Annotated in this window: 24 protein-coding genes; 9 read left to right on the top strand and 15 right to left on the bottom strand. The window is 64.9% G+C overall.

Annotation, left to right across the window (positions count from 1 at the left end):
• Positions 1 to 247 precede the first annotated feature (247 nt).
• The gene (locus GGD63_RS29560; RefSeq protein WP_183247179.1) at positions 248 to 1,615 is read left to right on the top strand and encodes a flippase; all 1,368 of its coding nucleotides are present in this window, start codon (positions 248 to 250) and stop codon (positions 1,613 to 1,615) included.
• A 159-nt stretch (positions 1,616 to 1,774) separates the two neighbouring features.
• Here GGD63_RS29560 and GGD63_RS29555 read toward each other — a convergent pair whose 3' ends face one another.
• From GGD63_RS29555 to cysG, 12 genes are all read right to left on the bottom strand, one after another.
• Complete coding sequence (locus tag GGD63_RS29555) at positions 1,775 to 2,563, bottom strand: 3-hydroxybutyrate dehydrogenase (protein ID WP_183247169.1); 789 nt, start codon at positions 2,561 to 2,563, stop codon at positions 1,775 to 1,777.
• Between the two features lies 1 nt (position 2,564).
• On the bottom strand, positions 2,565 to 3,740 hold the full coding sequence (locus GGD63_RS29550; protein WP_183247167.1) for a DUF3734 domain-containing protein: 1,176 nt from the start codon (positions 3,738 to 3,740) through the stop codon (positions 2,565 to 2,567).
• 77 nt (positions 3,741 to 3,817) lie between these two features.
• A complete protein-coding gene (locus GGD63_RS29545) occupies positions 3,818 to 4,321 on the bottom strand; it encodes a CAP domain-containing protein (protein ID WP_183247165.1) in 504 nt (167 codons plus the stop codon).
• Positions 4,322 to 4,490: 169 nt separating this feature from the next.
• The gene (locus GGD63_RS29540) at positions 4,491 to 5,525 is read right to left on the bottom strand and encodes a sulfate/molybdate ABC transporter ATP-binding protein (protein WP_183247163.1); all 1,035 of its coding nucleotides are present in this window, start codon (positions 5,523 to 5,525) and stop codon (positions 4,491 to 4,493) included.
• Positions 5,515 to 6,438 (bottom strand): sulfate ABC transporter permease subunit CysW, encoded by a 924-nt coding sequence (gene cysW / locus GGD63_RS29535; RefSeq protein WP_183247161.1) that lies wholly within the window; start codon positions 6,436 to 6,438, stop codon positions 5,515 to 5,517. Before cysW ends, GGD63_RS29540 begins: the two co-directional genes overlap by 11 nt.
• 10 nt (positions 6,439 to 6,448) lie before the next feature.
• On the bottom strand, positions 6,449 to 7,285 hold the full coding sequence (gene cysT / locus GGD63_RS29530; RefSeq protein WP_183247159.1) for a sulfate ABC transporter permease subunit CysT: 837 nt from the start codon (positions 7,283 to 7,285) through the stop codon (positions 6,449 to 6,451).
• 37 nt (positions 7,286 to 7,322) lie between these two features.
• Positions 7,323 to 8,324: a sulfate ABC transporter substrate-binding protein gene (locus GGD63_RS29525; protein WP_183247157.1), complete on the bottom strand. Its 1,002-nt coding sequence runs from the start codon at positions 8,322 to 8,324 to the stop codon at positions 7,323 to 7,325.
• Between the two features lie 108 nt (positions 8,325 to 8,432).
• Complete coding sequence (locus GGD63_RS29520; protein WP_183247155.1) at positions 8,433 to 9,158, bottom strand: phosphoadenylyl-sulfate reductase; 726 nt, start codon at positions 9,156 to 9,158, stop codon at positions 8,433 to 8,435.
• Complete coding sequence (locus GGD63_RS29515) at positions 9,155 to 9,670, bottom strand: DUF934 domain-containing protein (RefSeq protein WP_183247154.1); 516 nt, start codon at positions 9,668 to 9,670, stop codon at positions 9,155 to 9,157. Before GGD63_RS29515 ends, GGD63_RS29520 begins: the two co-directional genes overlap by 4 nt.
• Complete coding sequence (locus GGD63_RS29510; RefSeq protein WP_183247151.1) at positions 9,657 to 11,312, bottom strand: nitrite/sulfite reductase; 1,656 nt, start codon at positions 11,310 to 11,312, stop codon at positions 9,657 to 9,659. The genes GGD63_RS29515 and GGD63_RS29510 overlap by 14 nt, the downstream gene beginning before the upstream one ends.
• An 11-nt stretch (positions 11,313 to 11,323) precedes the next feature.
• Positions 11,324 to 11,641: a DUF2849 domain-containing protein gene (locus tag GGD63_RS29505; RefSeq protein WP_183247149.1), complete on the bottom strand. Its 318-nt coding sequence runs from the start codon at positions 11,639 to 11,641 to the stop codon at positions 11,324 to 11,326.
• The gene (gene cysG / locus GGD63_RS29500; RefSeq protein WP_183247147.1) at positions 11,638 to 13,062 is read right to left on the bottom strand and encodes a siroheme synthase CysG; all 1,425 of its coding nucleotides are present in this window, start codon (positions 13,060 to 13,062) and stop codon (positions 11,638 to 11,640) included. Before cysG ends, GGD63_RS29505 begins: the two co-directional genes overlap by 4 nt.
• A 245-nt stretch (positions 13,063 to 13,307) precedes the next feature.
• Here cysG and cysD point away from each other — a divergent pair, with 245 nt between their 5' ends.
• The 4 genes from cysD (at position 13,308) to GGD63_RS29480 (ending at position 18,833) form a co-directional block, all read left to right on the top strand.
• On the top strand, positions 13,308 to 14,102 hold the full coding sequence (gene cysD, locus GGD63_RS29495) for a sulfate adenylyltransferase subunit CysD (protein WP_183247145.1): 795 nt from the start codon (positions 13,308 to 13,310) through the stop codon (positions 14,100 to 14,102).
• 19 nt (positions 14,103 to 14,121) lie between these two features.
• The gene (cysC, locus tag GGD63_RS29490; protein WP_183247143.1) at positions 14,122 to 16,038 is read left to right on the top strand and encodes an adenylyl-sulfate kinase; all 1,917 of its coding nucleotides are present in this window, start codon (positions 14,122 to 14,124) and stop codon (positions 16,036 to 16,038) included.
• 297 nt (positions 16,039 to 16,335) lie between these two features.
• On the top strand, positions 16,336 to 18,501 hold the full coding sequence (locus tag GGD63_RS29485) for a malate synthase G (protein WP_183247142.1): 2,166 nt from the start codon (positions 16,336 to 16,338) through the stop codon (positions 18,499 to 18,501).
• Between the two features lie 131 nt (positions 18,502 to 18,632).
• Positions 18,633 to 18,833, top strand: coding sequence for a CsbD family protein (locus GGD63_RS29480; protein ID WP_027553924.1), 201 nt, complete (start codon positions 18,633 to 18,635; stop codon positions 18,831 to 18,833).
• A 162-nt stretch (positions 18,834 to 18,995) separates the two neighbouring features.
• On the opposite strand, the gene GGD63_RS29475 is transcribed toward GGD63_RS29480, so the two are convergent.
• A complete protein-coding gene (locus tag GGD63_RS29475; protein WP_130363252.1) occupies positions 18,996 to 19,151 on the bottom strand; it encodes a Thivi_2564 family membrane protein in 156 nt (51 codons plus the stop codon).
• 687 nt (positions 19,152 to 19,838) lie between these two features.
• Here GGD63_RS29475 and GGD63_RS29470 point away from each other — a divergent pair.
• A complete protein-coding gene (locus GGD63_RS29470; RefSeq protein WP_183247140.1) occupies positions 19,839 to 21,932 on the top strand; it encodes a methyl-accepting chemotaxis protein in 2,094 nt (697 codons plus the stop codon).
• 170 nt (positions 21,933 to 22,102) lie between these two features.
• On the opposite strand, the gene GGD63_RS29465 is transcribed toward GGD63_RS29470, so the two are convergent.
• Positions 22,103 to 22,753, bottom strand: coding sequence for a DUF2865 domain-containing protein (locus tag GGD63_RS29465; RefSeq protein WP_183247138.1), 651 nt, complete (start codon positions 22,751 to 22,753; stop codon positions 22,103 to 22,105).
• Positions 22,754 to 22,769: 16 nt separating this feature from the next.
• Entirely contained in the window at positions 22,770 to 23,558 is a 789-nt protein-coding gene (locus GGD63_RS29460) for a L,D-transpeptidase (protein WP_183247136.1), read from the bottom strand.
• A gap of 207 nt (positions 23,559 to 23,765) precedes the next feature.
• On the opposite strand from GGD63_RS29460, the gene GGD63_RS29455 reads away from it, so the two are divergent.
• From GGD63_RS29455 to GGD63_RS29445, 3 genes are all read left to right on the top strand, one after another.
• The gene (locus GGD63_RS29455) at positions 23,766 to 24,878 is read left to right on the top strand and encodes an AI-2E family transporter (RefSeq protein WP_183247134.1); all 1,113 of its coding nucleotides are present in this window, start codon (positions 23,766 to 23,768) and stop codon (positions 24,876 to 24,878) included.
• 78 nt (positions 24,879 to 24,956) lie between these two features.
• On the top strand, positions 24,957 to 25,328 hold the full coding sequence (locus GGD63_RS29450) for a YqjD family protein (RefSeq protein ID WP_183247132.1): 372 nt from the start codon (positions 24,957 to 24,959) through the stop codon (positions 25,326 to 25,328).
• Positions 25,329 to 25,409: 81 nt separating this feature from the next.
• Positions 25,410 to 25,865, top strand: a complete 456-nt coding sequence (locus GGD63_RS29445; protein WP_183247130.1) for a hypothetical protein — start codon at positions 25,410 to 25,412, stop codon at positions 25,863 to 25,865.
• Positions 25,866 to 25,965 lie beyond the last annotated feature (100 nt).

Below are 25,965 nucleotides of genomic sequence, written 5' to 3'. Positions count from 1 at the left end.
CGCATCGACAGGCCGGACATATGGATGCAAGCGATCCGATCAAACCTCAAAATGCTCTTGTGCCACGGGGGCCGTCCACATATGGGTCCCGGATCGGCGCGCGCTTGGGGCGCGCTTGTCCGGGACGACAGCGGAGATTGGGGCCATAGCGCCCCCACCCAACCGAATCTTAACGAATGGTTGCTAATTCCCGGAGCCACCGCATCAAACGTGCCGCGGCAGGCGGAACGTGCTGGGGATTTTCGAATTGGCCGTGATGGACGCACAACCCGCAACGACCGGACCGGCCGGGCTGATCGCGCGGCTGCGGGCCAAGCTCGCGGGCGGATCGAGCGAGGCGTCGCTGACGCGGCGGTTGGCGGGCACCATCTTCATCATCCGCGTGATCAGCGCAGGTCTTGCCTACGTCTCGCAGGTGCTGCTCGCGCGCTGGATGGGCACGTCCGACTACGGCATCTATGTCTATGTGTGGACCTGGGTGCTGCTGCTCGGCAGCATGATGGATTTCGGCATCTCGGCCTCCGCGCAGAAGATCATTCCGGAGTACCGCACGAGCGGCGAGCATGCGCTGCTGCGCGGCTTCCTCTCCGGCAGCCGCTGGCTGACTTTTGCCGTCTCCACGCTGGTGTCGCTCGGCCTTGCCAGCATCGTCAAACTGCTGTCACCCTGGATCGATCCGGCCGAGGTGCTGCCGCTCTATATCGGCTGCATGACGCTGCCCGCCTTCGTCGTCGCCAACACCCAGGACGGCATCGCACGCTCGCACGACTGGATGCAGCTCGGCCTGATGCCGCAATTCATCATCCGTCAGGCGCTGATCATCGGCATCACGGCTGGCGCCTTCCTGCTCGGCTATCATCTCGGCGCGGTCGCCGCGATGGTCGCGAGCCTGGGTGCGGTGTGGATCGCGATGACCGGGCAGATGGTGGTCTTGAACCGCAAGCTCACCGATCACATCGAGCCGGGCCCGAAGGCCTACGATGTCGCCGGCTGGCTCGCAATCTCGCTGCCGATCCTGCTGGTGGAGAGCTTCTACCTGCTGTTGTCCTACACTGACGTGCTGGTGCTGCAGCAGTTCCGCCCGTCCGACGAGGTCGGCGTCTATTTCGCCGTTGTGAAGACGCTGGCGCTGGTCTCGTTCATCCACTACGCGATGTCGGCGACGACGGCGCATCGCTTCGCGGAATACAACGCCAGCGGCGACAAGGCGCGCCTGTCGGCTTATGTCGCGCACGCCATCAACTGGACGTTCTGGCCGTCGCTGGCGGCGACCATCGTGCTCCTCGCGCTCGGCAAGCCGCTGCTCTGGCTGTTCGGGCCGCAATTCGTGGTCGGCTACGACATCATGTTCGTCGCCGCGATCGGCCTCGTGGTGCGCGCCGCGATCGGCCCGGTCGAGCGCCTGCTCAACATGCTCGGCCAGCAGAAGATCTGCGCGCTGGCCTATGCGCTGGCCTTCGTGATGAACGTCGTGCTCTGCGTGATCCTGGTGCCGCGCTTCGGCGGCCATGGCGCTGCCGCCGCAACCTCGATCTCGCTCACCTTCGAGACGGTGCTGCTGTTCTGGATCGTGCGGCAGCGGCTGGGACTGCACGTGCTGGCGTTCGGGAAATAGGCGACGATCGAGAACGCCGCTTCACTCTCACTGTCATCGCCCGGCTTGACCGGGCGATCCAGTACTCCGAGAAAGCCGTGATTGAATCGATAAGCCGCGTCGTACTGGATGCCCCGGTCAAGCCGGGGCATGACAGCGCGCGAGCTGAACCGGCGCGACCTATTCCGCGGTCCAGCCGCCGTCGATCGAGAGGTTGGTGCCGGTGATCTGCGCGGCGTCATCGCTGCACAGGAACAGCGCCAGCGCGGCGACCTGCTCGGAGGTGACGAACTCCTTGGTCGGCTGCGCGTCGAGCAGCACGTCGTTGATGACCTGCTCGCGCGTCAGGCCGCGCGCCTTCATGGTGTCTGGGATCTGCTTCTCCACCAGCGGGGTCCAGACATAGCCGGGGCTGATGCAGTTGCAGGTGATCTTGTGGGTCGCGACCTCGAGCGCCACGGTCTTGGTCAGGCCGGCGATGCCGTGCTTGGCCGACACGTAGGCCGACTTGAAGGGCGAGGCGACCAGCGAGTGCGCCGAGGCGGTGTTGATGATGCGGCCCCAGCCCTTCTTCTTCATGCCGGGCACCGCGGCGCGGATGGCGTGGAAGGCCGAGGACAGGTTGATCGCGATGATCTGGTCCCACTTCTCCGGCGGGAATTCCTCGACCGGGGAGACGAACTGGATGCCGGCGTTGTTGACGAGGATGTCGACCGAGCCGAACGACTTCTCGCCGAGCGCGATCATGCCGGCAATCTCGGCCGGCTTGGTCATGTCGGCGGGCGAGTAGACCGCCTTGACGCCGAAGTCGGACTCGATCTTGGCGCGCTCCTTCTCGATGTCCTCCGGCGAGCCGAAGCCGTTGATGACGACGTTGGCACCGGCGGCGGCAAAGGCGCGCGCGTAGGCGAGCCCGATGCCGCTGGTCGAACCGGTCACGACGGCGTTCTTGCCTGACAGAGTACCCATGCTATTCGCTCCTTTTTGCCGGGGGCGCGGTGACGTCCCCCGTGAGATCGTAGGTCACCATGGTCTCGCCGGACTGCGGCTGGTCGAGCCAGTCCTTGTGGCGCATCGACAGGTGCACGTCGCGCACGCCGGCTTCCCAATGCTCGACCATGGCGACATGCGAGAAGTCATAGTCCTTGGACGAGGATTCGTAGTTCTTGCTGCGATAGATCAAATGCACCACCGTGACGGTGCTCTCACGTGATGCCTTGGCAAGGAATTCGACGGAAGGGTCGTTCTTGAGATAATCGGGCAATTTGGAAATCAGGTCGCGCACGGCCCTGCGGGCATTGTGGATCTGCTTGTTCTTGTCCGTATTCATGCGCGTGCGGCTGGAATAGCGGATGTCCTTCTCGCGCTCGGCGGCCTCCAGCAGCGAATTCGGCAAATCGCCGCGGGCGGAAAACAGATCGACCTGGAAGATCAGCATGTCGCGCGCGAGCTCTGCGTCGAGCACGTAATCGAGCGGGGTGTTGGAGGCGATGCCGCCGTCCCAATAATGCTCGCCTTCGATGATCACGGACGGGAAGCCTGGCGGCAACGCGCCGGAGGCCATGATGTGCTCGGGGCCGATCTTCTTGCCGAGCTTCTTGAACTCGTAATTGTCGAAATATTTGAAGTTACCCGAGGTGACGCCGACCGCGCCGACCGAGAAGCGCGTCTTGAGGTCGTTGATGCGGTCGAAATCGACCAGCCGCTCCAGCGTCTTCCTGAGCGGGGAGGTGTCGTAATAGCTTTCCGCCTCGGGATGGCCCGGCGGCCACATCGGCGCGGGCGGGACGCGCGGCACGAAGAAGCCGGGCACACCGAAGGTGGCGATCAGCGCAGCACTCGTCGAGTTGAACAGCTCGCGGCTGTGATCGCTCTTGCCGACCGGCTTCCACGGCACCGGCGCCGACACCATTTCCCAGAATTCCTTCAGCCGCTCGACGCGGGTGTGGCCCTCGTTGCCGGCGATGATGGCGGCGTTGATCGCGCCAATGGAGATGCCGGCGACCCATTCCGGCTCGAAGCCGTAGCCGCACAGCGCCTGAAAGGCGCCGGCCTGGTAGGAGCCGAGCGCGCCGCCGCCCTGCAGGACCAGGACGCGTTGCGCATTCGCGGGGACGCTGGTGGATTCCGGGCTATGATCGGTCATGCGGGAACAATAGCAAAAGGCAAGCCACCGTGGCGACAGTCCGCCGCCGCGTCAATGCATCCGGGATCAAGTCTGGCTTATCGGGGCTCGGTCGAGGCCAGGATCATGGTCCAGAACACCTTGTACTTGGTGCCCGGAGCATAGCTCGCCGCAATGCCCAATTTTGTGACACCGCTCTTGAGCATGTTGGCGCGGTGCGGAGGCGAGTCGCGCCAGCCGGAAAAAGCTTCCGCCAGCGTATGATAGCCGGCCGAGACGTTCTCGACCGCAACCGTGGCCGGATAGCCGCCGGCGCCAAGGCGCTTGGCCAGCGGCGCGCGGACATCATGGTCCATCTTGTTGGCGGCAGCCATGGCCTGGGACTGGGATTCGGCGAGCCGCATCAGATCAGGGTCGATCACGACCGTGCCGAGCATGTTGTTCTGGCGGTATTGCGAAATCATGATCGCGGCCGCCTGGGCATCGAGCTTGGCGCCCGGGACCGCCATGTCCGTATACATCGACGGCTGCTGGACCGGTGCTTCGTTGCCGGCGCAGCCGGCGAGCAGCAAAGTGATGAGAATTGCGGCCGCAGCGCGCATGAATCGAGGCCCCCAAATGAGGGGCCGTTGTTGCATACCAACCGTGGCTGAAAGGTGAATTTTGAGGAAAAACGTACGGGTCATTCCGGGGCGCGCGCCAGCGCGAACCATGGTGCGCAATTGCGCACCTGAGGTCTGGTCCTTCGGACCACCCCGGAATGACAGTGCCTCAGCCCGCAAAAATCCGGTAGCGGCGGGGATTGAGGCCGATGGTGTCGCCGGCCCGCAGTTCCTTGTCGCGGGGGGCGTCGATCTCGATGGTCTCACCGCCTGCCAAGGCGACCTCCGCCCGCTGCACCGGGCCGAAATTGCGGACATGTTGAACCGCGCCCTCGAAGGCGCCGGTGCCGGGCGGGCCGACCAGCATGTCATGTCGCCGTACGAACAGCCTTGACGCGCCAGGCGCCAGGCCCTCCGCCGCGAGCTGAAGCGGCCGTTCGCCGAGCCTGATCACGCCGCCATCGACGTGGATCGGCAGCTCGATGGACTCGCCGATGAAGCCGTGGACGAAGGCCGTCGCCGGGGTCTCATAGACGTCGTCGGGCGAGCCGATCTGCTCGATCCGGCCCTTGTCCATCACCACGACGCGGTTGGCGACTTCCAGCGCCTCCTCCTGGTCGTGGGTAACGAAGATCGAGGTGACGTTGATCTCGTGATGCAGCGAGCGCAGCCACTTCCGCAGCTCCTTGCGCACCTTGGCATCGAGCGCACCGAAGGGCTCGTCGAGCAGCAGGATGCGCGGCTCGATCGCCAGCGCGCGGGCCAGCGCAATGCGCTGGCGCTGGCCGCCGGAGAGCTGGCTGGGGTAGCGGTCGGCGAGCCAGTCGAGCTGCACGAGGTCGAGCAGCTCCTTGACGCGCGCACGGATGGCGGCTTCGTCCTTGCGGACCGCGCGCGGCTGCACGCGCAGGCCGAAGGCGACGTTCTCGAACACCGTCATGTGGCGGAACAGCGCGTAGTGCTGGAACACGAAGCCGACATGGCGTTCGCGCGCGCCCTGCGCCAGCGCGTCTTCGCCGTTGAAGGAAACTTCGCCAGCATCAGGCCAGTCGAGACCGGCGATGATCCGCAGCAAGGTGGTCTTGCCGGAGCCGGAGGGCCCGAGCAGCGCCAGCAATTCGCCATTGTCGACCTTGAGGTCGACGCCGTCGAGGGCGGCAAAGCTGCCGAACTTCTTGACGAGATTCCTGACTTCAATGGTCACTTGCGTCTTCTCCTTCGTCGAGATGACGTTCGAGGACGGTTTTTGCGATCAGCGTGATCAGCGCCAGCATCGCCAGCAGCGAGGCGATCGCGAAGGCGGCGACGAACTGGTATTCGTTGTAGAGGATCTCGACCAGCAGCGGCATGGTGTTGGTCTCGCCGCGGATGTGGCCGGAGACGACGGAGACTGCACCGAACTCGCCCATTGCACGGGCGTTGCAGAGCAGGACGCCGTAGAGCACGCCCCATTTGATGTTGGGCAGCGTGACACGGAAGAAGGTCTGCAGGCCGGAGGCGCCGAGCGAGATCGCGGCCTCTTCCTCCTGCGTGCCCTGCTCCTGCATCAGCGGGATCAGGGCGCGCGCCACGAAGGGAAAGGTCACGAAGGTGGTCGCGAGCGCAATGCCGGGCACCGCGAACAGGATCTGGATGTCGTGGTCGCGCAGCCAGCTGCCGAAATAGCCTTGGGCGCCGAACAGCAGCACGAAGACGAGGCCCGAGATCACCGGGCTCACGGAGAACGGCAGGTCGATCAGCGTGATCAGGAAAGTCTTGCCCTTGAATTCGAACTTGGCGATCGCCCAGGCGGCGACGAGGCCGAACACGAGATTGAGGCCGACCGAGATCGCGGCGACGATCAACGTCAGCTTGATCGCCGCCATCGCCTCCGGCTCGGCGAGCGCGGCGAGATAGGCGAGGACGCCGCGCGAAAACGCCTGCGCGAACACGACGACCAGCGGCAGCACGACGAAGACGGTGAGGAACATGATCGCCAGCGTGATGATGGCGATGCGCACCGCGCGCGGCTCGGTGCGGAGGTTGTCGCGCGCTGCCGCCGCATGCGCGCGCGCCTCTGCACGTGCCTTGGCATCGGAGGCCGAGAGCGACACGGTATCTGCGATCTGCATCGTCATCGCATCCTCCTCAGCGCGCCGGGATCCGGCTCTGCGCCCAGCGCTGGAGCCGGTTGACGGCGAAGATGACGACGAAGGACACGACAAGCATGACCACCGCGATGGCGGTCGCATCGGCATAACGGAATTCGGAGAGCCGGATCACGATCAGGAGCGGCGCGATCTCGGAGACGTTGGGCAGATTGCCGGCGATGAAGATCACCGAGCCGTATTCGCCGACGGCGCGGGCAAAGGCGAGCGCGAGCCCGGTGAGTAGCGCCGGTGCGAGCGAAGGCAGGATCACGCGAATGATGGTCTGCCAGCGGCTGGCACCCAGGCTGCCCGCGGCCTCCTCGATCTCGGGGTCGAGATCCTGGAGCACCGGCTGCACCGTGCGCACCACGAAGGGGATGCCGATGAAGATCATGGCGACGAAGATGCCGACCGGCGTGAACGCCACCTTGATGCCGAGCGCGGCGAGCGGCGCCCCTAACCAGCCCTTCTCGGCGAACAGCGCGGTCAGCGCGACGCCGGCCACGGCCGTCGGCAGCGCGAACGGCACGTCGACGATGGCATCGAATATCCGCCGGCCGGGAAAGCGGTAGCGCACCAGCGCCCAGACGATGATGCTGCCCATCACCAGATTGACGCAGGCCGCCGCAAAGGCGAGCCCGAAGGAGACCCGAAGCGCGTTCAGGGTGCGGCGGCTGGAGAGGATGGCCCAGAACTGTTCCGGGCTCAGCTCGAGCGTGCGCAGGAAGAGGCCGGCGAGTGGAATCAGGATGATGACGGACAGCCAGGTAAGCGTCAGCCCCATCGTGAGACCGAAGCCCGGCAATGTCCGGCGTCGTGCTGCGAGTGCGCTCACCAGGCCCCCTGCTAATGCCTCCTACGACAGCGCCCGATCAGTTCTTGTAAATCTGATCGAAAACGCCGCCGTCGGCAAAATGTTCCTTCTGCGCCTTGGTCCAGCCGCCGAAGACATCGTCGATCGTGAACAGCTCGACCTTCGCAAAGGAGTTTTCGTACTTCTTGGCAATCTCGGCATCGCGCGGACGGTAGAAGTTGCGTGCGGCGATCTCCTGGCCCTCCTTGGTGTACCAGTACTGAAGGTAGGCGTCAGCTGCGTTGCGCGTGCCCTTCTTGTCGGCAACCTTGTCCACGATCGCGACCGGCGGCTCGGCGAGGATCGACTGCGGCGGCGCTACGATCTGGAATTTTTCGGGACCGAACTCCTTGAGCGCGAGATAGGCCTCGTTCTCCCAGGCGAGCAGCACGTCGCCGACGCCGCGCTCGACGAAGGTCACGGTGGCGCCCCGTGCGCCGGTATCCAGTACCGGAACCTGCTGGTAGAGTTTTCCGATGAAGTCCTTGGCCTTGTCGGCCGAGCCGTACTTCTTCTGCGCAAAGCCCCAGGCCGCGAGATAATTCCAGCGCGCCCCGCCCGAGGTCTTCGGATTCGGCGTGATCACGGCAACGCCCGGCTTGAGCAGGTCGTCCCAGTCCTTGATGCCCTTGGGATTGCCCTTGCGCACCAGGAACACGATGGTCGAGGTGTAGGGCGATGAATTCTGCGGCAGTCGCTTCTGCCAGTCCGCCGCGGTGAGGCCCTTGTTCGCGATGGCGTCGATGTCATAGGCGAGCGCCAGCGTCACCACGTCGGCCTGCAAGCCGTCGATAACGCTACGCGCCTGCGAACCGCTACCGCCATGCGATTGCTTGATCTCGATGCTCTTGCCGGTCTCCTTCTGATAGGCGGTCGCGAACGCCTTGTTGAACTCGCCATAGAGTTCACGCGTCGGATCGTACGACACGTTCAGAAGATTGATGTCGGCGGCGAGAGCCGAGCTTGCCCAAAGCAGTCCTGCCGCAAGCGCAACGATACGGCGCATCATGTCCATCTCCATTCACCTCGACGACATCGGCGTCATCGATGGCAGGCATAACTCGGGGCGAAACGCTCTTAAGTCAACGGAACCGGATTTTCTTGTTCGCAGCCTGGCAGCTCAGCTGTGCTACGAAATCTTCATCGTGTGGATGCCGCATTCTGTCTTCGCCCGGCCGCGCCAGCGACCGGCGCGCGCATCCTCTCCCTCGGCCGTTCTGCTGGTGCAAGGCATACACCCAACCGACAGGAAACCGGAGGCAGCCAGTGGATGACGCGGCAATTTGGCGCGGACGAAGATCGCCTCGAGCTCCTCGCGCGAGACGTTGGCGAAAGGATTGAACTTCAGCCGCGCGCCGTCGTCCTCGACGACGGGAATATCAGCGCGTGCATTGCCCTGAAAGCGCTTGCGGCCGTTGAGCCAGGCGTCGAACGGTTTTAGCGCGCGCGCCAGCGGCTCGACCTTGCGGATGCGGCAGCAGGCGTCGGGATCGGAGAACCAGAGGTCGCGATCGGGATCTTCGCGCGACAGCGCCTCCTCGGCCGGCTTGATCGAGCGAACGTCCTTGAGACCCAGCGCTGCGATCAGCGTGTCACGATACGCCAGAGTCTCCTCGAACAGCCATCCGGTATCGAGAAAGATCACGGGGATCGCAGGATCGACGTCCGCCATCACCTTCAAGAGCGTCGCCGATTCCGTGCCGAAGGAGGACACGAGCGCAAGCTTCTCGCGCCCGACCGTCTTCAGCGCCGCGGCAATGACCTCCGCGGGTGAGGCATCGCGCAAGGCGCGATCGAGCTCCTCCGCCGAAGGCAACGCAGACACGGACGAAACCTGAGGCGCGATCGCGTTCACGTGCCGACACCTTCCGAATGGCGTAGCTGCATGCGTCGGTGCAGCGCCGTGATGCGACCATCGCCGGTCGGCTGGTAGAACACCGAGTAGCGCTTGGCGGTCTGCATGAAGGCTTCCGCGTCGGCCTGCTTCTTGACCTCGAAGGAATCGAAGCCGGCACGCAGCATGAAGACGAACTGGTCGCGCAGCACCTGTCCCGTCGCGCGCAGCTCGCCGCGATAATTGTAGCGCTCGCGCAGCAGCCGCGCCTGGCTGTAGGCGCGCCCGTCGCGGAAGGTCGGGAACACCAGCGCGACGGCGGCGATCTTGCCGAGATACGGCACGAGCTCGGCGATGTCGCGATTGTTCGGCCAGATCACGCCGACCTTGCCCGATCGCTTGAGCAGCGCATCGGCCTCGCCGAGGAAACGCTCGGCCGGCACCAGGATGTCGCCGCCCTCGGGCAGCGGGGTGTCGACGGCGAGCTTGACGAAGCTGTCGTCGACGATCTTTCCGCCGTTAACGAGTGGCATAGACGCGCTCCTTGAAGGGTTCGACGCCGAGGCGCTTCACCGTGTCCATGAACAGCTCTTCGGGCCGCTCGCGCAGCGCCAGATAGGCTTCCACGATGTCCTCGACGACGTCGGCGACCTCGTCGAACTTGACGCCGGGACCTATCAGGGTGCCGAGCGCGGCGTTCTCGTCGGCACGGCCGCCGATGGTGATCTGGTAGACCTCCTCGCCGTTCTTCTCGACGCCGAGAATGCCGATATGGCCGACATGATGATGGCCGCAGGCATTGATGCAGCCGGAGATGTTGATGTGCAGGCGGCCGATCAGGTTGGCGAGCTCGTGATTGGCAAAGCGCCGCGTCAGCTCCTGCGCGATCGGGATCGAGCGCGCATTCGCCAGCGAGCAATAGTCGAGCCCGGGGCAGGCGATGATGTCGGTGATCAGGTTGACGTTGGGCGTCGCAAGGCCAAGCTTGTCGAGCGCCTTCCACAGCGCCGGCAAATCGCGCTTGGCGACGTGCGGCAGCGCCAGGTTCTGCTCGTGGCCGACGCGAATCTCGCCGAAGGAGTATTTGTCGGCGAGATCGGCCAGCGCATCCATCTGCTCGGCCGTGGCATCGCCCGGAGGCCCGCCGGTCGGCTTCAGCGAGATCGTGACGATCGAATAGCCCTGCACCTTGTGCGGAGCCACCGAGTTCTTGCGCCACGCCTCGAAATCAGGGTCGGCCGCGGCCTGGCGCAGCTGGTCCGGCATGTGCGGCAGCTTCTCGTAGGCCGGATAGCTGAAGCGCGAACGGATGTCCTCGATCACCTCGCCATCGATCTGGAGCGAGGAGTTGCGGATCTGCTGCCACTCATCCTCGACCTCGCGCGAGAATTTCTCGATGCCGAGCTCGTGCACCAGGATCTTGATGCGCGCCTTGTAGATGTTGTCGCGGCGACCATACTGGTTGTAGACGCGAAGGATCGCCTCGATGTAGCTGAGGATGTCGCGGCCGTGCACGAAGTGCTTGATGGTCTTGGCGATGAACGGCGTGCGGCCGAGACCGCCACCAACCAGCACCTCGAAGCCGGTTTCGTTCTTCTCGTTCTTGATCAGGCGGAGGCCGATGTCGTGGATCTTGATCGCGGCGCGGTCATGGTCCGAGGCGGTGATCGCGATCTTGAACTTGCGCGGCAGGAACGAGAATTCCGGATGCAGCGTGGTGTGCTGGCGGATCAGCTCCGACCAGATGCGGGGATCCTCGATCTCGCCCGGCGCGACGCCGGCCCACTGGTCCGAGGTGACGTTGCGCATGTTGTTGCCGGAGGTCTGCATCGCGTGGATGCCGACCTCGGCGAGGTCAGCCAGCGCATCCGGCAGCTCGGCGAGCTTGATCCAGTTGAACTGGATGTTCTGCCGCGTGGTGAAGTGGCCGTAGCCGCGGTCGTATTTGCGCGCGACATGGGCCAGCGCCCGCAGCTGGTTCGTCGCCAGCGTCCCATAGGGGATCGCGACGCGGAACATATAGGCGTGCAGTTGCAGATAGACGCCGTTCTGAAGCCGCAGGATCTTGAACTCGTCCTCGGTGAGCTCGCCGGAGAGGCGCCGCTTCACCTGGTCGCGGAACTCCGAGACGCGCTCGTTGACGAGCGTGCGGTCGATTTCGTCGTAAGCGTACATAAGCGAATGCCTTAAGCCTGGGCCGGCTGTCCGATGGTCACACCGGTGCGGCGGATCTGTTCGCGCAGATTGCCGGGCAGGATCTTGCCGTCCTCGCCGATCTGCACCGGAGCGATATAGGGGCCGATGGCACCGACGTCATCGGCAACCGACTCCGCAAGCAACGCCCTGGCCTCGTCGGAGTTGCGCACGATCGCGGCTTCCGAGAGTTCCGCAGACCAGCCCTTGGCAGCGGTGCGGTAGACCACGATGCCGTCCCAGGTGCGGTTGGCAGTCACGACCGAGGGGCCGGCGATCTTGATCTTCTTCTGTTCGAGCGGAGAGGTCATTCGGCTGCATCCAATAGGTCAGAGATGATTTGCTTGGGTGTCTGGCGGCGTAGCGAGCCGGCATGCCGGACCACGTCACCGATGATGAGGATGGCGGGACCGCCCTGGATCCGCCGCACGAGCTCGGGCAGATCGCGCAGCGTACCGATCGCGCCTTGCGCATCGGGCCGCGTGACACGGGCGAACACGCCGACCGGCGTCTCCGGCGAGCGGCCAGCCGCGAACAAGCCTGCGCGCACGGCGGGCGCTGCGGTCATGCCCATGTAGACCACGACCGTCATTTTCCTATCGGTCAGCGTCGACCAATCCACGTTCTCGGCATCGCGCGCCTTGTGGGCGGTGAGGAAGGTGATGCGGGTCGCCTCGTGACGATAGGTGAGCGGCACCTCGAAATCGGCGGCGGCGCCGAGGCCTGCAGTGATGCCGGGAATGATCGAATAGGCGACACCCGCCGCGCGCAGCGCCTCGACCTCTTCGCCGCCGCGGCCGAACACGAAGGGATCGCCACCCTTGAGCCGCACCACGCGCTGGCCGGATTGCGCGGCGTCGATCATGCGCTTGTTGATGGCGTCCTGGCCGATCCCGGGCTTGCCGACGCGGCGGCCGACCGGCACGCGCGTGGTGTCGCGGCGGATGCGGTCGAGAATCTCGGGCGAGACCAATTCGTCGTGGAAGACAATGTCGGCGTCCTGAAGTGCGCGCAGCGCCTTGATGGTGAGCAGATCGGGATCGCCGGGACCCGCGCCCACGAGCGCGACCGAGCCTTCCGGCTTGTCGGCGCGCGCGAATTCGGAGGGATCGGAGATCGCCTTGAGCGATGCGTCCGCTTCGCCCTTGCGGCCGGCGAGCACGGCGGCGCCGATGGGGCCGTCGATCACGCGCTCCCAGAAGCGGCGGCGCAGCGGAAACTCGGCAATGCGCTCGTTGACGGATTTGCGGAAGCTGCCGATGAACTCGGCGAGCTCGCCGATGCGCGCCGGCAGCAGCGCCTCGATCTTCTCGCGCACGCGGCGCGCCACCACCGGCGAGGTGCCGCCGGTGCCGACCGCGACCACGACATCGCCGCGATCGACGATCGCCGGGAAGATGAAGCTGGAGTGCTCGAGATCGTCCATGACGTTGACGGGCAGGCCGAGCGCCTTCGCCCGCACCGACATCGCGACGCCGACGTCGCCTGCGCCGGCACAAACCACGGCGATGACGCCTGCGAGATCAGCGGTCAGCGGATCGCCCGCCGCGATCTCGATACGCGCCGCGTCCTCGGAGCCGAGGCCAAATTCCTGATTGCCGTCGATCGCATGCACGCGGACGCGCGCGCCGGCAGCGGCGAGCACGCGCAGCTTGGCGCGCAAAAGCTCACCCGCGCCGATGAGGACCACCGGACCCGCCTTCAGATCGAGAAATACCGGCAAGAACCGCATGCGATACTCGCTTCCCCCACATCCGGGGTTGACTGGAATTATTTTCTATATATGTGTCGTTTCGAGCGCGCAAAGAGAAAATTTTTTCTTCTCTTCTGCACCGCAACTATAGAATTTTCGCCTCCAAACGCAAAGTGGCAGAGATGCATCTTCTCAAGGACGATTCCGCTGTTGTCGGAGTGAGCCGCCCAGCCCCCGTCAGCCGCTCAGGCTCGCAAGAATTTTCTGCTGATGTTGCGCCGAGCATGGACCATTTGGACCAACTCGAGGCGCAGAGCATCTACATCTTTCGCGAGGCCTTCGCCCGCCTGAAGAAGATCGCCCTGCTGTGGTCGCTCGGCAAGGACTCCAACGTCATGATCTGGCTGGCGCGCAAGGCGTTCTTCGGCCGCATGCCGTTCCCGGCCCTTCATGTCGACACCGGCAAGAAGTTTCCGGAGATGTATCGCTTCCGCGATCACTACGGGAAGGAATGGGATCTCGACCTGCGTGTCGAGCCCTGCCCGCCCATCGATGCCGTCGACCCGACGCTGCCGCCGGCCGCCCGTTCCGCCGCGCGCAAGACCGAGGGCCTCAAGATGGCGCTCGCAAAGTACGGCTTCGACGGTCTGATCGCCGGCATCCGCCGCGACGAGGAAGCGACCCGCGCCAAGGAGCGCGTGTTCTCGCCGCGCGGGCTCGAAGGCAATTGGGACGTGCGCGATCAACCGCCGGAGTTCTGGGACCATTTCAACGCCTCGCCGCCGCAGGGTGCACATTTGCGTATCCATCCGATCCTGCATTGGACCGAGGCCGACATCTGGGCCTATACCAAGCGCGAGAATATCCCGATCATCCCGCTGTATCTCGCCAAGGAGGGCAAGCGCTATCGCTCGCTGGGCGATCAGGACATCACCAACCCCGTGAATTCGACAGCATCCAGCATCGACGAGATCCTGGTTGAGCTCGAACAGACCAAGGTGCCGGAGCGCTCCGGACGCGCGCTCGACCACGAGACCGAGGACGCCTTCGAGCGCCTTCGCGTCGCCGGCTATCTCTGATCAAGGACGCGAGCGCGATATGAACATGATCGTCACCCCTACTTCGCCTGCGACCCCGAACGGCACCACGCGTCCGCAAGTCCGCATCGTCATCGTCGGCCATGTCGACCACGGCAAGTCGACGCTGGTCGGGCGCCTCCTGCACGAGACCGGCAGCCTGCCCGACGGCAAGCTCGAAATGCTGAAAGCCGTCAGCGCGCGGCGCGGCATGCCGTTCGAATGGTCGTTCCTGCTCGACGCGCTGCAGACCGAGCGCGACCAGGGCATCACCATCGACACCACGCAGATCCGCTTCCGCACCAATTCGCGCGACATCGTCCTCATCGACGCGCCGGGCCACGCCGAATTCCTGCGCAACATGATCACCGGCGCCTCGCAGGCCGACGGCGCGGTGCTGATCATCGACGCGCTCGAAGGCGTGCGCGACCAGACACGGCGGCACGGCTATCTCCTGCACCTGCTCGGCGTGAAGCAGGTCGCTGTCGTCGTCAACAAGATGGACCGCGTCGATTTCTCCGCCGAGCGTTTCAAGGACATCAGCGACGAGATTTCCGCGCATCTCAACGGCCTCGGCGTGACGCCGACCGCGGTGATCCCGATCTCCGCGCGCGATGGCGACGGCGTTGCCGAGCGCACCGACCGCATCGGCTGGTACAAGGGCCCGACCGTGGTCGAGGCGCTCGACAGGCTCGAGCCGGCGCGGCCGCTGGAAGCGCTGGCGCTGCGGCTGCCTGTGCAGGCGATCTACAAGTTCGACGACCGCCGCATCGTCGCGGGCCGCATCGAATCCGGCAGCCTGGTTGCCGGCGACGAGATCGTGATCATGCCGGCCGGCAAGATCGCGAAGATCAAGACGGTCGAGAGCTGGCCGGTGACGCCGGTGGCGGGACGGCAAGGCGCCGGCCGCTCGGTCGGCATCACGCTCGACCGCGAATTGTTCATCGAGCGCGGCGACATCGTCGCCCACGCCGGCACCGCGCCGCGCGAGACGCGCCGCCTGCGCGCGCGCATTTTCTGGCTGCACGACAAGCCGCTCGCCAAGGGCGACCAGCTGCTGGTCCGCTGCGGGCCGAAGGAAAGCCGCGCCACCGTGGTGGCGATCGAGAAGGCGGTCGATCCCGGCGAGCTCTCGAGCAGCGAGAACAAGGCGATCGGCCGCAACCATGTCGGCGAGATCGATATTTCTCTTTCGAATCCGATTGCCACCGATCCCTACACCGAGAATCCGCGCACCGGCCGTCTCGTGATCGAGGTCTCCGGGCGCATCGCCGGTGGCGGGCTGGTGCTGTCGGTCGATGCCGGCCAGCGTGCCGTGCCTGTTGACATCGTGCCGGTGGAATCCGCACTCCGTCCCGACGAGCGCTCTGCGCGCTATCAGCACAACGGCGCCGTGGTCTGGCTCACCGGCCTGCCCGCCTCGGGCAAGTCGACGCTGGCCAAGGCACTGGAGCGGCGTCTCTTCACCAATGGCGGCTCGCCGATCCTGCTCGACGGCGACACGCTGCGCGCCGGGCTCAATAGCGATCTCGGCTTCTCTGCCGCCGATCGCAGCGAGAACATCCGCCGCCTCGCCGAGGTCGCGACGCATCTCGCCCGCAACGGCCACATCGCGATCGTCGCCGCGGTCTCGCCCGCCCGCGAAGACCGCGCCACCGCGCGCCGCATCGCCGACACCGCATTCCGCGAGATCCACGTCGCAACGCCGGCCGGCGTCTGCGAGGAGCGCGATCCCAAGGGCCATTACAAGAAGGCGCGCGCCGGCGCGCTGGCCTCGTTCACCGGCATCGGCAACGACTACGAGGCGCCGCAGGCCGCCGAGCTCGTGATCGACACGTCGAAGCGGACGGTCGCCGAGGCGGCCGACGAGATCGAGCAGATGCTGAAGACGACCGGCGTGCTGTTCGACGAAGCCGTGGACCTCGCCGCCAATATTTGAGGCTCTCCTAGCCCCCCGCTGTCGTCGCCCGGCTTGACCGGGCGACCCAGTATTCCAGAGACAGCGTTGGAGTACGGAGAAGCCGCGGCGTACTGGATTCCCCGCTTTCGCGGGGAATGACAGCTGTGCGTGGGGCCGCTCCCACCTCGCCTTGACATTTTGACAAACTCCTGGGGGTCTTCTCACCGCCCCGATTTTGGGGCTAATAGGTCCCGAAAGCTGCTCCTCGTGGGCGCATTTTGCTGCTGTCGGGTCAAAAGCAGCCAAAAACAGCCATTTCCAACAAGAAAGCCCATCATGAAACGCGTCGACGCCCACGGATTGAAGATTGCCCCTGTTCTGTTTGACTTCATCGCCAAGGAAGCGGCCCCGAAAACCGGGATCGCGCCGGATGCGTTCTGGGCCGGGGTTGCCGCCATCATCAAGGACCTTGGGCCGAAGAACCGCGCGCTGCTGGCGGTGCGCGACACGCTGCAGGCCAAGATCGACGACTGGCACCGCGCGAGCAAGGGCAAGGCGTTCGACCTCGACGCGTACACCGCCTTCCTGAAGGAGATCGGCTATCTCGTCCCGGAGCCGGCGACGCAGAAGGTCGAGACCGCCAATGTCGACGAGGAGATCGGCAAGATCTGCGGTCCGCAGCTCGTCGTCCCCCTCACCAATGCGCGCTACGCGCTGAACGCGGCGAATGCGCGCTGGGGCTCGCTCTATGACGCCTTCTACGGCACCGACGCGATCCCGCACGATCCGTCCGAGAGCGGCAAGGGCTATAACAAGGCGCGCGGCGACAAGGTGATCGCCAAGGCCAAGGCCTTCCTCGACGCCGCTGTGCCGCTCGCGACCGGCAGCCACACCGACGTCACTGCTTATAGCGTCGTCGCGGGCCAGCTTGCGGTGAAGCTGAAAAGCGGCAACGCGACCGCGCTGAAGAACGGCGCGCAGTTCGCGGGCTTCCAGGGCGATGCGGCCGCACCAAGCGCAGTCCTACTCGTCAACAACGGCCTGCATGTCGAGGTGAAGATCGATCGTGGCAGCACGATCGGCAAGGATGATCCGGTCGGCGTCGCCGACATGATCATGGAAGCTGCGGTCTCGACCATCCTCGACATGGAGGACTCCGTTGCCGCGGTCGATGCCGAGGACAAGGTGCTGGTCTACCGCAACACGCTCGGCCTGATGAACGGCACGCTGTCGGCCGATTTCGAGAAGGGCGGCAAGACGCTGACGCGTTCGCTCAATTCCGACCGCAGCTACAAGACGCCTGACGGCAAGGGTGAGCTCAAGCTGCATGGCCGCAGCCTGCTGTTGATGCGCAATTGCGGTCACCACATGTTCACCGACGCGGTGCTGGACGAAAAAGGCGAGGAAGTGCCGGAAGGCCTGCTGGACGCCGCCGTCTCGGGCCTGCTTGCCATTCACGACCTCAAGGGCAACTCCAAGGTCAAGAACAGCCGCACCGGATCTGCCTATATCGTCAAGCCGAAGATGCACGGCCCCGACGAGGTGTCGCTGACCTGCGAGATCTTCGACCGCGTCGAGAAGATGCTCTCGCTGCCCGAGAACACGCTCAAGGTCGGCATCATGGACGAGGAACGGCGCACCACCGTCAACCTCAAGGCCTGCATCCAGCGCGCCTCCAAGCGCATCATGTTCATCAACACCGGTTTCCTCGATCGCACCGGCGACGAGATCCACACCTCGATGGAAGCGGGTCCGATGATCCGCAAGAACGAGATGAAGGCGCAGGCCTGGATCAAGGCCTATGAGGACTGGAACGTCGACATGGGCCTGACCTGTGGCCTGCCCGGCCATGCCCAGATCGGCAAGGGCATGTGGGCCGCCCCCGACAAGATGGCGGACATGCTGGCGCAGAAGCTTGGCCATCCGCAGGCCGGCGCCACCACCGCCTGGGTGCCCTCGCCGACCGCCGCGACGCTGCATGCGCTGCACTATCACCAGGTCAACGTGATCGCGCGCCAGCAGGAGCTGACCAAGGGCGGGCCGCGCGCAAAGCTCTCCGACATCCTCACCATTCCGGTGTCGAAGTCGAACTGGGCGCCCGACGACGTCAAGCAGGAGATCGACAACAACTGCCAAGGCATTCTGGGCTATGTCGTGCGCTGGATCGACCAGGGCGTCGGCTGCTCCAAGGTGCCCGACATCCACGATGTCGGCCTGATGGAAGACCGTGCCACCTTGCGCATCTCCAGCCAGCATCTCGCCAACTGGCTGCACCAGGGCGTGATCACCGAGGCGCAGGTGATGGAGTCGCTGAAGCGCATGGCCGTGGTCGTCGACAAGCAGAACGCGGGCGATGCAATCTACAAGCCGATGGCGCCAGCCTTCGACGGCGTCGCCTTCAAGGCCGCCTGCGACCTCATCTTTAGGGGACGCGAGCAGCCGAACGGCTACACCGAATACATCCTCACTGCGCGCCGCCGCGAGGCCAAGGCGCTGGGTTGAGCTGAGTCACTGAACTGTCACAAGCCCCGGCCTGCGCCGGGGCTTTTTTTGTTGGGCGAAACGTCGCGGCGCTCCACGGAACGGCTGCACGCGCCTCGCGTTGTCCGGCCATCAACCCATGGGAGATGGTCATGGACTGGAATCGGATCGAAGGAAACTGGAAGCAGTTCAAGGGATCGGCCAAGGAGAAATGGGGCAAGCTCACTGACGACGATCTCAAATTGATCGAAGGCCGCCGCGAGCAGCTCGAGGGCCGGCTCCAGGAACGTTACGGCAAGGCCAAGGACCAGGTTCGCCAGGACGTCGACGACTGGCTGAAGTCGCTGCACTAAAGCGCGATGAGATTTGGATGAATCGTCATCGCGCTTTAGGTTGGTGTTTACGCATGATCTTTTCGGAAAACCGCTTCGCACTTTTCCGGATCATGCTTTAGCGCAGCATGAACGAAGCCCCGGCTCAGGCCGGGGCTTTTTGTTTGGGAGCAGTAACCCCCGCTAGAACACCGTCAAATATTTCAACAGCGACACCACGCCAATGATGATGACGATGACGCGCGCGATCTGCTTGGCACGGCCGTCCATCGGTAGCATGTTGATGAGATAGAGCACGAGGATGACGACGAGAAAGGTGACGAGGACGCCGATCAGCATTGCAGGGACCCCCCTTCTGGCAAATTGCTAACGGTGTCCCAACGCCCGTCTCGCGCGCCGGTTCCATTACCGCAACCCATTGCAAATTCTGGTAAATGCGTATTTCTACCGGCAGGCCGACTGCCCAAAACTTTACCCTTTTCCTCTCACATGCAGAAACCGTCTGGCCACCAACGACCGCGTCCAGGTCGTCGGCAAGGCCTCCAACGACGCCTCGATGAGCGTCGACAGCGTCGCCGCAGCGGCCGAGGAGAGGACGATGTGAAGCACGCATCCGAGATGCTGGAGAGCCAGAGCCGCCAGCTCGGCCACGAGGTCAGCGACTTCCTCGGCAAGATCCGCGCGGCTTAGGGCTAGGCTTTACACGCACACACCGCCTTCGTCGTCCTGGCGAAAGCCAGGACCCATAGCCACCGGCCGTCGTAACAGGCATGCTGGTGGTTGGCGTGTGCCGCCACGCTGACATTCGGGGTAATGGGTCCTGGCTTTCGCCAGGACGACGATGGGGGCGCCCGTAATTTTACGGCAGAGGCACTGTCTAAGTTTTTACCCTTTTCGGGCCAAATGCGCTCCAAGCGCCGGCCATAGGCCGGCGTTGCAATCACGTGCAACCCTTTGGTCTTTCGAAGTTCGTTGGGGGGCTGCCGTTCGGGGCCACGAACTTCGAAATGCGTACCGGGGTGTCCGATGCTCAACCGCCTGACCGTATCCGCACTGCTGAAAGCGGTGATTCTCTCGACCGCGCTCGTTGTGGTCGTCGGATTCTCGATCAGCGCATGGAGCTCATGGACCCAGCTGCAGCAGGCGAACCGGATCGTTGCGGTTTCCGGCGCTTCGGCCGAAGTGTTCAAGGCGATGGCGAACATCCGCGCCGACCGCTCCACCAGCAGCCGTCAGCTCAACTCCGACGTCCAGTTGGACCAGGACATTGAAAAATACATCCGCGGAATCCGCGACATCCTGATGCCCGCGCTGGCGCGCGCCATCGAGATTCTTCCCTCCATCGACTTGCCGCAGGGCGAGGCCATGGTGACCGACCTCGGTCGGCTGAACAAGCTGCTGCTTGAGAAGCAGGCAGAATTCTGGACCGAGGTCGCCAAGCCCAAGGCTTCACGCCGCGCAGCACTCGCCAAGGAATATACCGACGCCGAAGATGGGCTGATGGCGATCCTCGAAAAGCTCGCGCCAATGCTCGGCGCGAGCGTCAATCATCAGGACGCGATCATCGACCAACTCCTGATGATCAAGCAGATGGCCTGGCTCTTGCGCCTGAGTGCCGGCGAGTCCTCGCTGATCGTCGGCAACGCGCTCGGCACTGGCAAGATCACGCCCGAGCTTCAACTCGCCTATACCAAATTCGTCGGCGGTACCGATACCGCCTGGAATGCGATCGAGCTCGCCACGGTTGGCATGCAACTACCGCCGGCGCTCGCCGCGGCAATGGCGAACGCCAAGGCGGTTTATTTCGACCCGCAATACGCCGCCACGCGCGACGGCATCATTGCCGCGGTCGCCAAGGGCGAAAAACCGTCGATGACTGCGAACCAGTGGAGCCCCTACTCGGTGGGCCGCATGGCGAGCGCGATCAAGCTCGCCGACGCCGCGCTCGAGGCGGCCAAGGACCACTCCGCCGCCCAGCGTGCGGCCGCGGTGCAACTGCTGATCGTCAACACCGCCCTGCTCCTCGCCGCGATCGTCCTGACCGGTGCCGCCATGCTGGCGGTCAGCCGCCGCGTGATCACGCCGCTGCACCGGATCCGCGACGCCATGCTCAAGGTGGCCGGTGGCGATCTCACGGTCGACAGCGGATATCTGGACCGTCACGACGAGATCGGCTCGCTTGCGGGCGCGCTGGAGACGTTCAAGCAGCAGGCGATCGACAAGCTCAAGATCGAGGAACAGGAGCGCGAGCGCAACGCCGGCGCCGCCGCGCGCCAGCGCGCGATGGAGGCCTATGTCGGCGAGTTCGAGGGCGTGGTGCGCAAGTCGCTGGGCGAATTGAGCGAGGCGTCCGGCGAGATGCGCAAGACCTCGGGCGATCTCTCCGCGGTCTCGCGCCAGACCAATGAGCGCGTCGAGATCGCCGGCAAGGCGTCCAACGACGCCTCCATGAGCGTCGACAGCGTGGCCGCCGCCGCCGAGGAGCTGTCGGCCTCCATCAACGACATCAGCCAGCAGGCCGCGCATGCCGCCGGCATTGCCAGCCGCGCCGTCAACCAGGCCCGCGAGACCGACAGCACCGTTCAGGGGCTGGCGCAGTCCGCCGGGCGGATCGGCGAGGTCGTCGGCCTCATCAACACCATCGCGGCGCAGACCAACCTGCTCGCGCTCAATGCCACGATCGAGGCGGCGCGCGCCGGCGAAGCCGGCCGCGGCTTTGCCGTGGTCGCCTCGGAGGTGAAGTCGCTGGCAAGCCAGACCGCGAAGGCGACCGACGAGATCTCCGAGCAGATCGCCGACATCCAGAAGGTCGCGGGCGATGCCATCAACGCGATCCAGGCGATCGGCGGCATCATCGGCGAGGTCAACGAGGTCGCCACCGCGATCGCCGCCGCCGTGCAGGAACAGGGCGCAGCGACGCAGGAGATCACCCGCAGCACGCAATATGCCGCGCAGGGCACCAAGAACGTCTCGGACAACATTACCGGCGTGAAGGCCGACGCCGACACCGCGGCCAGCGCCGCGGAGAACGTCAAGCAGGCCTCGGAGACGCTGGAGACGCAGAGCCGCCAGCTCGGCCAGCAGGTCAGCGACTTCCTGGGCAAGATCCGCGCGGCGTAAGGGCTGCGGGTTTGAGCGGAAGCTGTAGCCACACCTTCAGTGTCGTCCGGCGCAGGCCGGGACCCATAACCACCGACTTCTGCAATGGGCAGGCTGGTGGTTATCAGCGTGCCACCAATCCCGCATTCGGGGTAATGGGTCCTGGCTTTCGCCAGGACGACCGGGAAACGCTACTCCTTCGCCACCACCGGCACCTGGCGGAATTTGGCGCGCACCGATTCCGGCAGCGGCGAAAAATTCATCGCGACGCCGCGGCGGTCGTTGGCGTTGCGGGTCGCGACCACCAGACCGTCGCTACCGGCGACGATGTCACCCTTGCGCAAGGTGGGGTCGTCCTCGACCTTGACCTGGGCAAGCCCGACCGGATCCTTGCCGTTGCAGGTGCAACCCGCAACGATCTCGTTGCGGTAGCGGAACGCGTTCGGCAGCTCGGAGTATGATTTCCCGCTCTCGGTCGCGGCCTCGTCGATGTTGCTGCCATAGACCAGCGAGGTTTCGGACGCCGGGCAGAAGCTCTTGCAGGATTGCGCCTTGCTTTCGGCGTCCGCTCCCTGCGCCGGAAAATACCGGCCGTCGCAGCCGCGCACGCAATAGGCCGCGCCGCCGCCATAGGCGGCCCGCAGCCGGGGCGCGTCGTAGCGCGGCATGTCGTCATTCGGGAACGGTACCCGAATCTGTGGAGGCCGCGCACCGAACGCGCCGAACAGCGCCGAGAAAAAATCTTCCGCATGCGCCGGCGGCGTCAGCGCAAGACCGACAGAGGCGACGGCGAACAGGGCTGCGGCAGCGCCAACCAGTTTGGCAATCGAACGTCCAGTCATACGACCTCACTCACTCCTAGTTCACGGCCGACGTCGGGATGTTCAGGGCCTGCCGGCCCGACGGCAGCGTCGTCGCCGCGGGGCGCTTGCGCCAAGAATCACCCCCCTTGTCGCCGCCTTTCGCCATCAGCGGGGCGTTCTTCGGCAGCACGACGACCTTGGCACCGACATTGACGCGGCTGAACAGGTCGGTGACGTCCTCGTTGGTCAGGCGGATGCAGCCGGAGGAGACGAACTTGCCGATGGTGCTGGGATCGTTGGTGCCGTGGATACGATACTCACTCGATCCCAGATACATCGCGCGCGCGCCGAGCGGATTGCCGGGGCCGCCGGCGACGAAGCGCGGCAGGTAGGGCTGGCGCGCGATCATCTCGGCGGGCGGGTGCCAGTCCGGCCATTCCGCCTTGCGGCTGATGCTCTGGACGCCCGCCCAGGTAAAACCCTCGCGGCCGACGCCAACGCCGTAGCGGATCGCCCGGCCATTGCCGAGCACGTAGTAGAGGTATGTATTGCCGGTATCGATCACGATCGTGCCGGCTGGCTCGCTGCGGTCGAAAGCGACGATCTGCTTGCGCAGCCGGTCGGGCAATTGGGCATCTTCGTCGGCCGCCTGCGGCGCCTCGCTCACGTATGCTCCGCGCAAATAGCCCGGATCTTGTTGATACGCCTGCGGCTGCACCGGTGTGTAACCCAGCATCTGCGCATTTGCGCAACTGAAGGGCACAGCGAGCAGAGCGGTCGTGAAAACAAAAGCGGTGACGGCGCGCGGCGAGACGCGGCGGCGGGCTGGAGAGACCATTGTCATGTGCTGCCCCGTTGGATGTGTGCATCAGGGTGATGCCGCTTTCCAAACGCCGCCGGGCCGACTCAGGTTCCGCCACTCGCTGCGGCGGCGACGTCACAGTCAAGCGAGCGCAACTTCACGAAGCCGCGATGGAACCTGGATGCCGCCTCGGACGTTGTGAGGTCATCAATGGGGCGCGCGGAGGAGCTTCCGTGCGGGAGAGGTGTTGTGCGCGTCCTTCCCAGTGAACGTCTGATTCCCGGCAATGGCGAAGGTGACCCGCTTCCCGGCAGCCACGCCGACCTACCACCCGTCATCCGCCGCACTGAGTTCGTCGCCTTCGCGCTCGCCGGCCTGCTGCTGATCGCAGTGGTCGCGGTGCTCTATATCGCCAAGGCGTTCTTCCTCCCCGTGGTCATGGCCTTTGTCACCGGCACCATGCTGTCTCCGGCTGCAACCTTGCTCGAGCGATGCAAGGTGCCCCGCGCGCTCGGTGCCGTCCTGATCGTGATCGCGGGCACGGCGGTGGTCGCCTTCGCGGTTGCGCTGATCGCCTCGCCCGTAATGGAGTGGAGCACGCGCCTGCCAGAGCTCGGTGCGCAACTGAAGGACAAGCTGCACGTGTTCGACCGGCTAGTGGCGCTATGGCGCGAGTTGCAAGCCATGATCGGCGGCTCGGAGGAATTCCCTACCATCCAGATGCCGAAGGTCGAGTGGGTGCAGCCGACACTGGAATTCCTGTCGCCGACCTTTACTGAATTTGTGCTGTTCTTCGTCACTCTCATTCTGTTCATCGCAAGCTGGCGCGACCTGCGGCGGGCCATGATCATGACCTTCAGCGATCGCGACGCGCGGCTGCGCACGCTGCGTATTCTCAACGAGATCGAGGTCCATCTCGGCAACTACCTCCTGACCGTCACTGTCATCAATGTCGGGGTCGGCGTGGCCACCGGTCTCATCTGCGCGCTCACCGGCATGCCCAATCCGGCCGGGCTCGGCGCGCTGGCGGCAACGCTCAACTTCATCCCGATCATCGGACCGATCGCGATGTTCGCCGTGCTGGTCGTGGTTGGGCTGATCGCCTTCCCGACCATCGGCGGCGCCCTGATGGCGGCGCTCGCCTTCGGCGGTCTCACCTTCCTGGAAGGGCACTTCATCACCCCGACCATCATCGGCCGGCGGCTGGCGCTGAACGCACTTGCGGTCCTGCTTGCGCTGGCATTCTGGACCTGGATGTGGGGCCCGATGGGCGCGTTCCTGTCGTCGCCGCTCCTGATCGTTGCTCTGATCCTGAAGGAACATCTGTTGCCAGTGGATGCGCCGCAGCTGCCGCAGGAGTAACCGGTTTCCGCAATCGGAACTTACCCGACGACGAAACGTTTTCCGGCTATCTCAGCCGCAAACAGTTCGGAGCCCCAGATGTCAACGAGCAATGCCGAAGCCGGGATGAGAGACTGGACCGACAAAGCCACCAGAGAACGCCTCGAGAAGGATGTAGCAGCCGTGAAAAGCGATATCGCCGCCCTCACCGATCAGATCACCGACGCGCTCAACACCTTTGCCAATTCCACCAGCAAGCAGGCCAGGCGCGGCTATCGCCAGGCGCGCGAGAACATGGATTCCGCGATCGACGACATGTCGGAGCGCGGCAGCGCCATGATGGGCGCGGCGCAGGATGCTTATGGATCGATCGAGGAGACGCTGGAAGAGGCGATCACGCAGCGGCCGCTGGCGACCGTCGGGCTCGCGCTCGGCATCGGCTTCCTGATCGGAATCGCCTGGCGCCGGTAAGGATGCCCGGCGAAGGTTGGGGCGGCACCGCCGATGTCGGCTTGTGACGACCAGGCTTGTGGGGATCCGAGGAGCAAGGCCATGTTTCAGCGCATCATCGACGGCATCAGTGCATCGACCGGCACGACGGTCCGGCTGACGTCGCTTGCCGCAGGCGCTGCATTCGCGCTTTTCATCACGACATGCTTCCTCTGCGCCGCAGCCTTCATCGCAGTCCTCGAGAAATACGGTCCGGTGCAGGCCTGCCTCGCGGGTGCCGGCGTCTTCTTTCTGCTGACCTTGACCGCCGCGGTGAGCTACTGGGCGTACAAGCGGCAATTGCGCAGGGAGGCTCAGATCGCGGCCGAGCGCGCCGCGAAGTCGATGGCGCAGAGCATGCTCACCGATCCCATGCTGCTCGCCACCGGGCTGCAGATCGTCCGCGCCATCGGGGTCAAGCGGCTGCTGCCGATCCTGGCCATCGGCGGCGTCGCGCTCGGAATCATGGCGAGCCGGGCGAGCATCGCCGACGAGGCATCGGCAGAGCCCGCCGAGTAACGGCCAATATCTCAGTCCAGCACGCCGCTTCTGGCATCGACCAGCACCGGGCCGAACAGGCGCGCGGTCAGCGGCTCCTACCCTTGGTCCAGATCGGTGC

It is taken from the genome of Bradyrhizobium sp. cir1, from assembly GCF_014198245.1.
Lineage (GTDB): Bacteria > Pseudomonadota > Alphaproteobacteria > Rhizobiales > Xanthobacteraceae > Bradyrhizobium.
This window is presented reverse-complemented; position numbering and strand designations above follow the sequence as displayed.